This is a genomic window from Mycolicibacterium sichuanense, assembly GCF_033741125.1.
Taxonomy (GTDB): domain Bacteria; phylum Actinomycetota; class Actinomycetes; order Mycobacteriales; family Mycobacteriaceae; genus Mycobacterium.
On sequence record NZ_JAWQPU010000007.1, the window covers coordinates 301,520 to 313,167 of the forward strand.

10 protein-coding genes are annotated in these 11,648 nt (G+C 69.9%); 4 read left to right on the forward strand and 6 right to left on the reverse strand.

Annotated features, from left to right (window positions below):
- The first annotated feature begins 53 nt into the window (after positions 1-53).
- Both SBI80_RS22060 and SBI80_RS22065 read left to right on the forward strand, forming a co-directional pair.
- Positions 54-965 (forward strand): helix-turn-helix domain-containing protein, encoded by a 912-nt coding sequence (locus SBI80_RS22060; RefSeq protein WP_318976957.1) that lies wholly within the window; start codon positions 54-56, stop codon positions 963-965.
- Position 966: 1 nt separating this feature from the next.
- On the forward strand, positions 967-1,536 hold the full coding sequence (locus SBI80_RS22065; protein WP_318976958.1) for a dihydrofolate reductase family protein: 570 nt from the start codon (positions 967-969) through the stop codon (positions 1,534-1,536).
- Here the strand turns inward: SBI80_RS22065 and SBI80_RS22070 are convergent.
- Positions 1,480-2,106, reverse strand: a complete 627-nt coding sequence (locus tag SBI80_RS22070; RefSeq protein ID WP_318976959.1) for a TetR/AcrR family transcriptional regulator — start codon at positions 2,104-2,106, stop codon at positions 1,480-1,482. The two genes, SBI80_RS22065 and SBI80_RS22070, sit on opposite strands and share 57 nt — an antisense overlap.
- Before the next feature lie 371 nt (positions 2,107-2,477).
- Here SBI80_RS22070 and SBI80_RS22075 point away from each other — a divergent pair, with 371 nt between their 5' ends.
- Entirely contained in the window at positions 2,478-4,313 is a 1,836-nt protein-coding gene (locus SBI80_RS22075; protein ID WP_318976960.1) for an acyl-CoA dehydrogenase, read from the forward strand.
- 9 nt (positions 4,314-4,322) lie between these two features.
- Here SBI80_RS22075 and SBI80_RS22080 read toward each other — a convergent pair whose 3' ends face one another.
- Both SBI80_RS22080 and SBI80_RS22085 read right to left on the reverse strand, forming a co-directional pair.
- Positions 4,323-5,792 carry an aldehyde dehydrogenase gene (locus tag SBI80_RS22080; RefSeq protein ID WP_318976961.1) on the reverse strand — a complete coding sequence of 490 codons (1,470 nt, stop codon included), beginning with the start codon at positions 5,790-5,792 and terminating at the stop codon, positions 4,323-4,325.
- Between the two features lie 114 nt (positions 5,793-5,906).
- A complete protein-coding gene (locus SBI80_RS22085) occupies positions 5,907-6,674 on the reverse strand; it encodes a class I SAM-dependent methyltransferase (protein WP_318976962.1) in 768 nt (255 codons plus the stop codon).
- A 34-nt stretch (positions 6,675-6,708) separates the two neighbouring features.
- Here SBI80_RS22085 and SBI80_RS22090 point away from each other — a divergent pair, with 34 nt between their 5' ends.
- Positions 6,709-7,860 (forward strand): glycosyltransferase family 4 protein, encoded by a 1,152-nt coding sequence (locus SBI80_RS22090; protein WP_318976963.1) that lies wholly within the window; start codon positions 6,709-6,711, stop codon positions 7,858-7,860.
- On the opposite strand, the gene SBI80_RS22095 is transcribed toward SBI80_RS22090, so the two are convergent.
- From SBI80_RS22095 to pgfA, 3 genes are read right to left on the reverse strand one after another with little or no spacing between them, the layout of a single operon-like run.
- Positions 7,822-8,598, reverse strand: coding sequence for a hypothetical protein (locus SBI80_RS22095; protein ID WP_318976964.1), 777 nt, complete (start codon positions 8,596-8,598; stop codon positions 7,822-7,824). The genes SBI80_RS22090 and SBI80_RS22095 overlap by 39 nt on opposite strands.
- A gap of 5 nt (positions 8,599-8,603) precedes the next feature.
- A complete protein-coding gene (locus tag SBI80_RS22100) occupies positions 8,604-10,253 on the reverse strand; it encodes an MmpA family trehalose lipid delivery protein (RefSeq protein ID WP_318976965.1) in 1,650 nt (549 codons plus the stop codon).
- Positions 10,254-10,276: 23 nt separating this feature from the next.
- Complete coding sequence (pgfA, locus tag SBI80_RS22105) at positions 10,277-11,482, reverse strand: cell envelope lipid trafficking protein PgfA (protein WP_318976966.1); 1,206 nt, start codon at positions 11,480-11,482, stop codon at positions 10,277-10,279.
- Between the last annotated feature and the right edge of the window lie 166 nt (positions 11,483-11,648).

The window sequence follows — 11,648 nt, forward strand, 5'->3', positions numbered from 1 at the left end:
GAAGAGCAGGAATCGTCATGTCGCCAACGACCGGACCCGGCCATACTCGGTCCGTGGGTGATCGACTGGAGGCCGGACGCGACCGGCTGCGCGAGCTGCTCGACGCCGTCGTCGACACCGGCAACCTCGACGTCAAGGAGATGGCCCGCAGCAGCTTTGCCTCGGAGTTCCACTTCTCCCGGCAGGTGAGCCGGTCTGCCGGCGAGCCACCCGCGGCGATGCGTCGTCGCGTCATGTTGGAGCGGGCGGCGTGGCGACTGCAGAGCGGGCAACGCGTCGGCGACGTGGCAGCCGGTGAGGGATGGTCCTCGCCCGAGGTGTTCTCGCGGGCGTTCCGCCGCGCCTTCGGGGTGCCACCGTCGCGCGCCGGTGACGTCGACTTCCGGCTGGCCGCGCCGAACGGTCTGCACTTTCATCCGCCCGAGGCGCTGTGGCTCGACGGCGCAGGGGAGGCCGCCCTCCCCGACGTCACGCGGCTGCTGGTGGAGCACGACGTCGCCGACACCACCCATCTGCTCGCAGTGGCGGCGCAGCTCACCGAAGACCAATGGCGAGAACGCATCTCACCAGGGCAGGTGATCCTGGACTGGAACGGCCAAGAGCCCAGCGTCGGGGCGGTGCTCGATGCCCTCGTCTGGTCCAAGGAGGTCTGGCTGGCCAGCATCGAGGGGTGCGACCAGCCCAAACCGACCGGGGTGCGCCCGGCGGTGCGGCTCGCCGCGGAGCACCAGGCGGTGGCGGCGCGCTGGACCGCGATGGTGGTCGACCACGGAGAGCGAGGACGGTTGGGCGACACCGTGATCGACGCGCTGTGTGATCCGCCGGAGTCGTTTCAGCTGTACGGGATCATCGCCCACGTCCTGGAGTACTCCGCACACCGGCGAGGGCTGGCCAGGTCGATGCTGGCGCGGCACGGGGTGACGGCGGAGTGCGGTGATCCCCTGGACTGGATGAGGAGGAACTGACGTGGCATGCGTGTACTACACGGCGTCGAGCCTGGACGGCTTCATCGTCGACGAGGCGAACAGCCTGGACTGGTTGACCTCGCAGACGATCGATCCCAACGGGGACTTCGGGTACGAAGCGTTCGTGAAGGACGTTGGGGCCCTGGTGATGGGCTCGTCGACGTACGAATGGATCGTGAAGAACCACCCGGGTGACTGGATGTACGAGCAGCCCAGCTGGGTGCTGACCCGTCGGTCGGGCGTCGTCGTCGACGGGCACCCGGTCCACACCTTCGGCGGCGACGTGGCCGATCTGCATCCCCGGCTGGTCGAGGCCGCGAGCGGCCGGGATGTCTGGGTGGTCGGCGGTGGCGAGGTCGCGGCGCAGTACGTCGAGGCCGGTCTGATCGACGAGATGGTGGTGAGCTACGCACCGTGTTCACTGGGGACGGGTGCGCGCGTGCTGCCGCTGAGGTCGCAGTGGACGTTGCAGGACGTGGGACGCAATGGCGACTTCGTGTGCGCGCGCTGGACGCTAGCGGCCGGCCGATGGCATGCCGAAGCGCAACACGAATTCCCGCGACTTGATTAGGAATTCGACTTGCTGAGCCACCTGGTGCAGGGGGTCGCAACTGCGGGTGGCGCGGCACAGCACCACGGCACCCTCGAGGGAGGCGATGCAGGTGACGGCCAGGGAGTTGGCGTCGGCGGGGTCGAACCCGTCGGTCACGAACGTCCGCGCGAGCGCGTCGCGCCAGTGGCCGAAGACATCGCCCGCGATCGTGGTCAGCTCCGGGTCGTCCTCGGACGACCCGATGGCAGCCGCGACGACGGGACATCCGGCCGCGAAGTCACTCTCGTTCAGCGTGCGTTCCCAGAACGCGACGAACTGCCGCAGCAGGGGCACGCAACCCTGATCGGCAGCGTCGTCGATCAGCGAGGTGATCGAGTCCCCCGCGTAGCGCAAGGCCTCACTGAGCAACTGGCTGCGGCCCCCGGGGAAGTGGTGATAGACCGAACCGCGCGGGGCACCGCTGCGGGCGAGCACCTCGTCGATGGTGACCCCGGCGGCCCCCTTCTCCCGCAGCACCTCGGCAGCCGTGAACAGCATGCGGCTGCGGGTCGAGCCGCGTTTGGTGGGGGTCTTGGCGAGACTCTGCATCAGGCGGCGGCTCGCGGGTGACGCGTGCGCCGCTGGCGCCACTGGGACAGGCGAGGGGAGAAGCGGAGGGCGTCGGGACGGTCGCCGATCGTATGCGTGAACCTACGTCCAAGGACGTTGACTTCGACCGTCCACATGGCGACCTCCCTGGTTATGTGATCGAGCATAGAATCAACAACACAGTGGCGCAACGGACGTATTCCACGTCACATTCGGCGTCCGGTGAACAGCGCGTGAACAGGCTGGCGGTAGCTCTCCGGACTACCTTCTATGGCCATGACCATAATTCGGCGCCGGTTCGATTCCGTGGTCGCCCCGAACCAACCGGACTACGCTTCGAGGCGCGGCTCGATGGCTGAAAGGCGCTGGACATGGCCCATTACAAGAGCAATGTGCGCGACCTCGAATTCAATCTGTTCGAGGTGCTGCAGCTCGAGAAGATTCTCGCCACCGGTGAGTTCGGCGACCTGGACGCGGCCTCGGTCCGCGAGATGCTGAGCGAGGCGGCCCGGTTGGCCGAGGGGCCGCTTGCCGAATCGTTCGCCGAATCCGACCGGCATCCACCGACATTCGACCCCGACACCCACGCGGTCACCCTGCCCGAGCCGTTCAAGGCGTCGTTCCGGGCGTGGCAGCGGGGCGAGTGGTTCCGAATCGGGCTCTCCGAGGAGGTCGGCGGTGTGCCCGCGCCGTCGATGCTGGCCTGGGCGATCAACGAGTTCCCGCTCGGTGCTCAGCCCGCCGCCTTCATGTACCTGGCCGGGCCGGTGCTGGCCGACATCCTGTATCACCTCGGCAACGATCAGCAGAAGCACTGGGCCGTGCTGGCGGTCGAGCGCAACTGGGGTGCGACGATGGTGCTCACCGAGCCCGACGCGGGTTCCGACGTCGGCGCGGGACGCACCAAGGCCGTCGCGCAGCCCGACGGCACCTGGCATCTCGACGGTGTCAAGCGCTTCATCACCAGCGGTGACTCCGACGACCTGTTCGAGAACATCGCCCACATGGTGCTGGCCAGGCCGGAGGGCGCCGGGCCGGGTACCAAGGGGCTGTCGCTGTTCCTGGTGCCGAAGTTCCTGCCCGACCCGCAGACCGGTGAGCCGGGGGAACGCAACGGCGTCTTCGTGACCGGCGTCGAGCACAAGATGGGCCTCAAGGTCTCCGCCACCTGTGAGCTGACCTTCGGACAGCACGGCACGCCCGCGGTCGGCTGGCTGGTTGGCGATACGCACAGCGGCATCGCGCAGATGTTCAAGATCATCGAATATGCGCGAATGATGGTGGGCACCAAGGCCATCAGCACTCTGTCGACCGGTTACCTGAACGCCCTCGAATACGCCAAGACCCGCGTTCAGGGCGCCGACATGACGCAGATGACCGACAAGACGGCGCCGCGGGTGACGATCCTGCACCATCCCGACGTGCGGCGGGCGCTGATGATGCAGAAGGCCTATGCCGAGGGGTTGCGCGCGCTGTACCTCTACACGGCCGCACACCAGGACGTCTCGGCCGCCGAGATCGTCTCCGGCGCCGACGCCGGCATGGCCGAACGCGTCAACGACCTGCTGCTGCCGATCGTCAAGGGCGTGGGATCCGAGCGCGCGTACCAGACGCTGACCGAGTCACTGCAGACCTTTGGCGGCTCGGGCTTCTTGCAGGACTATCCGATCGAGCAGTACATCCGCGACGCCAAGATCGACTCGCTCTACGAGGGCACCACCGCCATCCAGGCGCAGGACTTCTTCTTCCGCAAGATCGCCCGCGATCACGGCGGTGCGCTCGCCCACGTGGCGTCGCGGATCCAGGCCTTCCTCGGCGCCGAGGGTGCCCGGCCCGAACTCGCCGACGCCCGCGCCCGGCTCGCCGCCGCGCTGGCCGACGTGCAGGCGATGGTCGCCACCATGACGGGCTACCTGATGGCGTCCCAGCAGAGCGCCCGTGACCTCTACCGGGTCGGGCTGGGCTCGGTGTCGTTCCTGCTCGCCGTCGGCGACCTGTTCATCGGCTGGCTGCTGCTGCAGAGCGCCGAGATCGCCCTGCATGCGCTCGACGGCACCCAGGACGGCCGCGACCGTGCGTTCTACGCCGGAAAGGTCGCTGCCGCAACGTTCTTCGCGCACAACGTGCTACCGCGACTCGGTGCCGAGCGCAAGATCCTGGAGTCGATCGACCTCGCTCCGATGGATCTCGACGAACGCGCCTTCTAGCCGAACCGGCTACGGCGTGTAGCCGAACGGCAGCAGGACGCTCTTGGCCTCGGTGTAGGCCTCGATGCCCTCCGGGCCGTTCTCGCGGCCGATGCCGGAGTTCTTGTACCCGCCGAACGGAGCGCCCGGATCGAAGGCGTACATGTTCACCGCGTAGGTGCCGGTGCGGATCTTCTTGGCGATCTCCAGCGCCTTCGGGAAGTCGGTGGTGTAGACGCTGCCCGCCAGGCCGTAGGCCGAGTCGTTGGCGATGCGGACCGCGTCGGCCTCGTCGTCGAACGGGATCACGACCAGCACCGGGCCGAAGATCTCCTCCTGCGCGATGGTCATCGAGTTGTCCACGTCGGCGAACACCGTCGGCTGGACGAACCAGCCATCGTCGAGCCCCTCGGGACGTCCTCCGCCGGTGACGATGCGCGCACCCTCCTCGACGCCCTTGCGGATGTAACCCTCGACGCGTTCGCGCTGGCGTTCGGAGATCAGCGGCCCGATCATTGCGCCGGCATCGTCGGGCAGGCCGACCGGCATCGCGGCCACCGCGGCGGACAGCTTCTCCACTACCTCGTCGTAGCGCGAGCGCGGGGCCAGGATGCGGGTCTGTCCGACGCACGCCTGTCCGCAGTTCATCAGCCCCGAGAACACCAGCATCGGCAGCGTGGAGTCCAGATCCGCGTCCTCGAGGATGATGGCCGCGGACTTGCCCCCGAGCTCCAGGGTGCAAGCCTTGAGCCGCTCGGCGGCGATCTTGGCGACCTCCTTGCCCACCCCCGAGCTGCCGGTGAAGGTGAACTTGTCCAGCTCGGGATTGGCGGTCAGCGCGCGGCCGGTCTCGGCGCCACCGGGCACGATCGACAGCACGCCCTCGGGCAGCCCGGCCTCGGCGAAGATCTCGGCCATCGCGAACACCGACAACGGCGTCTCGGCGGCCGGCTTGAGCACGACGGTGCAGCCGGCGAGCAGCGCGGGGCCCAGCTTGTTGGCGGCCAGGAAGAACGGCACGTTCCACGCGGTGACCGCGCCGACGACGCCGACCGGCTCCTTGAGCACCAGCGTCTGGCCATAGATGCCGTCGCGGATGTCCTGCCAGGCGAACTTGTCGGCGGCGCCGACGAAGTAGTTGAACGACGACATCGCGGCGCCGTACTGCATCATGTCGACGATCGTCGGCGGCTGACCGGTCTCGGCGGCCAGCAGGAACTTGAGCTCGTCGGCGCGCTCCTCCATCAGCTTGACGGCGGCGCCGAGGACGGCGGCCCGCTCCTGCGGAGACGTGTGCGGCCACGGTCCCTCGTCGAACGCCTTGCGTGCGGCGGCGCAGGCGGCGTCGACGTCGGCGGCCGACGCCAGCGGCACCTTGCCGACGAGTTCGCCGGTGGCTGGCGAGTGCACCTCGATGACCTCCGAGCTCGCCGGCTCGACCCACTTGCCGCCGATGAACAGCTTGTCCCATTGGGTCTTGAAGGCGGTGCTCTGTGTCATCCGAGTGCTCCTCGCGTGCGCCGTGTCATCCGGGTGCCTCCTCGCGTGCGCCGTGTCATGAACGTCACATTACCCATCGCACGGCCAAACTGGAACCTGTTGCAGTTCAGCCAGTCAGGAGGGTTGCAACACCAGCACCAGGTTGCTGACCAGAAACTCCCGCAGCAGCGGCACCCGCGTCGTCCACCATGCCCATCGTGGGTGGTAGCGGGGAAAAGCGGCCACCAGCATGCCGGTGCTGGCCGCCCAGGCCAGCCCGTCGGCCACCGACACCGCGAACAACGACGAGCCGTAGTCGTTCTTCGGCCGGTGACCGTGCCGGCGCGCGTACCGATCGGCGGCGCGCGCACCCCCCAGGTAGTGCGTCAGACCCATCTCGTGGCCCCCGAACGGGCCCAGCCACACCGTGTAGGACAGCACCACCAGCCCGCCGGGCCGGGTGACCCGCAGCATCTCGCGGCCCATCAGCCACGGGTCGGCGACGTGTTCGGCGACGTTGGAGGAAAGGCACACGTCGACCGCATCGTCGGCGAAGGGCAATGCGGTGCCAGAGGCCCTGACGAACGTGCCCGCGCCCGGCTCGCCCGCCGGTCCCGCGTGCATCTCGCTCGGGTCGGGTTCGACGCCGAGATAGGTCAGGCCGGCGTCTTCGAACGCGGTGGCGAAGTACCCGGGCCCGCCGCCAACGTCCAGCAGGGTTCGCCCGGCCGCCGGCGTTGCGTGCAGCCACGTCCACAGCGAGGTGACGAGGGTGACGGTGTCCTCGGCGAGCGCACCGTAGAAGCGCGCCGGGTCCCGCTGTTCGAAGCGAAATTCGCGCAGTAGCCGCAGCGACCGGGCCAGGGTCGCGCGCCTGGCGAATGGGCGGGTAGCGGCAGGCACGGTTCGAGCGTAGGCGGCGACTATCCTCTCGAAGGTGCCCGTCCGTTCCGTCCTGCTGCTGTGCTGGCGTGACACCGGGCACCCCCAGGGCGGCGGCAGCGAGACCTACCTGCAGCGCATCGGCAGTCAGCTGGCCGCCGACGGCGTCGAGGTGACGCTGCGCACCGCCCGCTACCCCGGTGCCGCGCGCCGCGAGGTCCTCGACGGCGTCACCATCAGCCGCGGTGGCGGCGACTATGGCGTGTACGTGCTGGCCGGGCTGGCGATGTTGGCGTCGCGTGTCGGGCTCGGCCCGCTGCGCGGGGTGCGCCCCGACGTGGTGATCGACAGCCAGAACGGCGTGCCGTTCCTGGCGCGGCTGGCGTTCGGCCGACGCGCGGTCGTCCTGGTGCACCACTGCCACCGCGAGCAGTGGCCGGTCGCCGGAAGGGTGCTGAGCCGGGTCGGGTGGTTCGTCGAGTCCCGGCTGTCGCCGCGGCTGCATCGCCGAAACCAGTACGTGACGGTGTCGCTGCCGTCGGCCCGCGATCTAGCCGACCTCGGCGTGAACCCGGACCACGTCGCCGTGGTGCGCAACGGCCTCGACCGGGCGCCCGCGGCCACCATGACGTTGGCCCGTTCGCGCACCCCGCGCGTGGCGGTGCTGTCCCGGCTGGTGCCGCACAAGCAGATCGAGGACGTGCTCGACGCGGTGGCGGCGCTGGCGCCGCGGATGCCCGAGCTGCACCTCGACGTGGTCGGCGGCGGCTGGTGGCACGACCGGCTGGTGGCGCACGCCGCATCGCTCGGCATCACCGACGCGGTCACCTTCCACGGCCACGTCGACGACGTCGTGAAACACGAAGTGCTGCAGCGGTGCTGGGTACACGTGCTGCCCTCGCGCAAGGAGGGCTGGGCGCTGGCGGTCACCGAGGCCGCCCAGCACGCGGTGCCGACCATCGGCTACCGATCCTCGGGCGGGCTGACCGACTCCATCGTCGACGGCGTCACCGGGCTCCTGGTCGACGACCACGCCGGTCTGGTGTCGTGCCTGCAGCGGCTGCTCTCCGACGACGTGCTGCGCGAGCAACTCGGCGTCAAGGCCCAGGTGCGCAGCGGCGAATTCTCCTGGCCGCAGAGCGCCGAGGCGATGCGCGCGGTGCTGGAGTCAGTGGTCGACGGCAGGCTGGTCGGCGGCGTGGTCTGACGGGGCGGCCGTCGGCGTCCCGCCGATGAAGTCGTCCCAGTGCCGTCGAATGGGTGCCCATCGAGCGCCGAACGCGGCCGCGCGGCGCTGGGCGTGGGCCCGCTTCTGCGGGCTGTAGCGCCAGCGCGCCCATGGCGAGGTCGGCCGGGCCAGCCGCACGGCCGCGACCCAGGCGACGGGCGAGAGGAACAGCCCGATCAGCGCGGTGGGGTACTTGCCCTTCAGTGCCGTGATGGCGACGAGCACGAAGTTGGCCAGCAGCGCGGCGACGGCCGCATAGCGGAACGCGGTGACCGACGCCGGCAGATCGTCGACCGGTGACACCCCGACGGTGGCCAGACCGACGCAGGCTCCGGCCAGCGTCACCACGTTCACCGAGAGCTGGCCCTCCTGCGACCAGTAGACGTCCTGCAGACGGAAGATCATCGCGAACTCGTCGAGCACCAGCGACGAGCCCACCCCGACGAGCAACCCGGCCAGATAGGTCCAGACCGACAGCGGCGGCGACCCGACACCGGTGAACCCGCCCACGATCAGCAGCACTATCCCGGGGGTCGAGTGGTGCATGTGCACGCCGCCGGTGCTGACGTCGTGGAACGGTCCCTTGCCTGCCCTGATTAGCCTCGTGATGGAGCGGGTGGTCACGAACGTCACGACGAAGGCGGTGAAGCTCAGCAGCAGCGGACCCTTGTAGCCGTCGACCACTTCGTTCTGCCACCACGCATCGGCCCAACCCATGGCGACTAGTAGACCCCACCGCGAGTGCGTCGGACCGCCGCGACCGCCATGCCCATCGCCCCGGTGAGCAGTGTGGCCAGCCACACCAGGTGGGCGGCGATCATGATGCCCCGGTGCGACGCACGGGGATGGTCTCCGCCGACGCGGTAGACGGCCAGGTCGTCGTCGGCGAACGCCAGCGGCAGAGCGAGGCGGGGCTGGCCGCCGCCCTCGACGACCACCCACCCGACCCCGGCGCGCGCCAGTTCGTCGGCTCCTGCCCCGGACCGGATCAGGTCCTGCACCCGCCGCGCGCGGACGCCTTCCCCCGGCACGATTCGGCCCCCGATGACCAGGTCACCAGTGGTCAGGACGTCGGCCGACACCCAGCGCGGCAGCGGGTCCAGCACCGGAGCGTCACCCGCCCAACCAAAGCGCCGCATGCTGTCCTCCGGCAGCACCGCGACCGGCCGGGGATCGGCGTCGATCAGCGCCGCCGCCATCGTCCACCCCGCGGGGTAGCGCACCGCGACCATCTTCGCGCCCACCCCCCACGCCAGATCGGGAAGGACGGCCAGCAGGGCCACACAGCAGACCGCCGCGGTCGCGCCCCGGGGTACGCGCCGGGCCAGGGTGACGACGGCGCCCGCCCCGGCCACGGCGTAACCCGGCATCGCCAGTGCGACCCACTTCTGGGCGTCGCGCAGCACTCCAAGGCCCGGCACGGCGCGCACGACGGCCTCCACCGCGGCCAGCCCCGGGCCGGTCGCCATCAGCGCGGGCGCCACGACCGCGACCAGGGCCAGCACCAACAGTGGTCGCGCCGGCACCCGGCGCCACGCCGCGGGCATCCCCACCGCGACCACCGCCAGCAGCACCCCCGTCCCGACGACCGCGAACGGCGTCGTTCGCGAGCTGGGCACCGCCTGGCCATTCCAGATCCCGCCCAGCCCGGCCAGGCTGAGCAGCGTGCCGAGGCCGGGTTCGGCGCGCGCGGCGAACTGCGTCACCCCGGTCGCCTGCGACAGCGACAGCGAGCCGGCCAGCACGGGAGCGACGAGCCACGGCAGCGCACCGAGCACCGCACACCCCAGGCTGACCGCTGCGCAGAGCCGACGCGATCGGCCCTCGCCCGAGGCCGCGCAGCACGCCAGAGCCACCACCGCAGCCAGCATCAACCCGGTGGGGGTCAGGCCGGCCAGCGCGATCCAGAACGGGAGGGGCCACCAGCGGCCACCCGCGGGCTCCGACCGCAAGCGCAGCACCGTGGCCGCCACCCACGGCAGGCAGCCGTACCCGACCAGCAGGCTCCAATGCCCCTGCAGCAGGCGTTCGGCGACGTAGGGATTCCAGATCGCCAGCGTCGCCGCGACGAACTGGCCACCGGCGCCGGCGGCGGGGAGCGCCACCGCGCTCAGCCGAGCCGCACCCCAGCCTGCCGCCCACAGGCCGCCGATCAGCAGCAGCTTGACCACCAGGCCGCCGTCCAGGACGTGCGAGGCGAGCGCCACCGCGAAGTCCTGCGGCAGCGCGCGGGGCGCCGCCTGGGTCAGGCCCAGCGCGGCATCGGTCGGATAGGACCGCGGCGTGGACACCGCGTCGCGCAGCAGCAGGTAGCCCGGCGCCAGCAGCGGTGCCGTCACCGTCAGCGCCAGCACCAGCGCGTAGGCCGGCACTGCTGCGCGGGAGAACCGAGCGATCAGACCGGTCGGTCCGGCGGCAGATCCGACGGTCTCTGGGTGGGTATCTTCTCGGTCGCCGCCTCGGCCGCCGGCATCGGGCCGGTATCGGTCGCGCGTCTGCCGAAGAACCCGTGACCGGTGTCGTCGAGTCCGGGATCGATCAGTGCGGATTCGGCGCGCAGGGTGAACGAGCCAAGCAGCACGCCACCCACCAGCGCCAGCAGGCCGATGGCGGTGAAGGTGATCGGCAGGATCCGGCCCCAGAGTGCGACGACGTCGCCCTCGTCGCGGGCACTGGCGACCTGCGACTCGACGGTCTGCTCGGTGGTCGTGACCTTGTAGTCGGCGAACGTGACCTCGGGCTTGAGGGCGTCACGGGCGTAGTAGTGGTAGCCGTGCTCCTGCGCCTTGACGATGGTGCCCGACACGGGATCCACCCAGAACGTGCGCTGCGCGGCGTAGTACCGGGTCATCGTGATCTGCTCTTCGGGATCACCGGGCAGGCCCCACAGCTCGGCGCGGGCCGACACCGTCGCGTCGGCGTCGTCGCCGTACAGCGATGCATACTTCACCGGCTCCACCAGCTTGCCTTCGGAGTCATAACCGATGTTCTGGGTGAACCGGAAGGTGCTCAGTCCGTTGACGTCCTCTTCGCCGTCGTAGTTGGCGTCGAAGGCCTTCTGCGCGATCGGGTCGAAGTACGGGTAGGTCTTCTTCTCGGTGTCGAACGGAAAGCGGTAGGCCAGTCCCTCGTGCGGCAGCGCGATGCTGGTGGGCGGCTGGGCGTCGCCGATGGGGCGGGGTTTCTGCACCGAACCGCCGGGGTTGGTGTCACTGGACACGGCCAGCGCGGTCTTGCGGTCCAGGGTGACGGTGTCGACGAGCGCCAGCAGCAGACCGTTGTCCTGCTGCTTGTCGGTCCGGCGCACGGTGTTGCCTACCTGCAGCGTGACGACGTCGGCGTTGGACGGCGCCTCGACGCTGATCTGCTGCTGGAACGAGACGGGCACGTTCTTGTCGATCACGAACTTCGGGCTATTCAGCGAGGCCGGGTCGAAGACCGTTCCGGTGCCGTCGCTGACCAGCGTCGTGTCGATGTCGAGCGGGATCTTGGCGATCTTGCCCTTGGTGTAGGTCGTGAGCAGCAGCGCCGCGATCAAGAGGGCGGCACCGAGGCCCATGAGCCCGCACGCCGCGATACGCAGCGCCACAGCGCGGTTCAAACCGTGCCTCCTTCTCGTCCCGAGACGATGTCATCGATGCCCTCACCTGCCCTGGAGGGGGCGCAGGCAAACCGTGTCGACCCTAACAGCCCTTCATGAGGGCGGTGCTTAGTCCAGGGTCGGTCGGGGTGCGAGTCCGTCGGGCACACTGGTCGCCGTGGCTGGC

Excerpts from the sequence above, each read along its gene's own strand:
- SBI80_RS22070 (WP_318976959.1), bottom strand. The coding sequence starts at position 2,106 with ATGCAGAGTCTCGCCAAGACCCCCACCAAACGCGGCTCGACCCGCAGC.
- SBI80_RS22075 (WP_318976960.1), top strand. The coding sequence starts at position 2,478 with ATGGCCCATTACAAGAGCAATGTGCGCGACCTCGAATTCAATCTGTTC.
- SBI80_RS22080 (WP_318976961.1), bottom strand. The coding sequence starts at position 5,792 with ATGACACAGAGCACCGCCTTCAAGACCCAATGGGACAAGCTGTTCATC.
- SBI80_RS22095 (WP_318976964.1), bottom strand. The coding sequence starts at position 8,598 with ATGGGTTGGGCCGATGCGTGGTGGCAGAACGAAGTGGTCGACGGCTAC.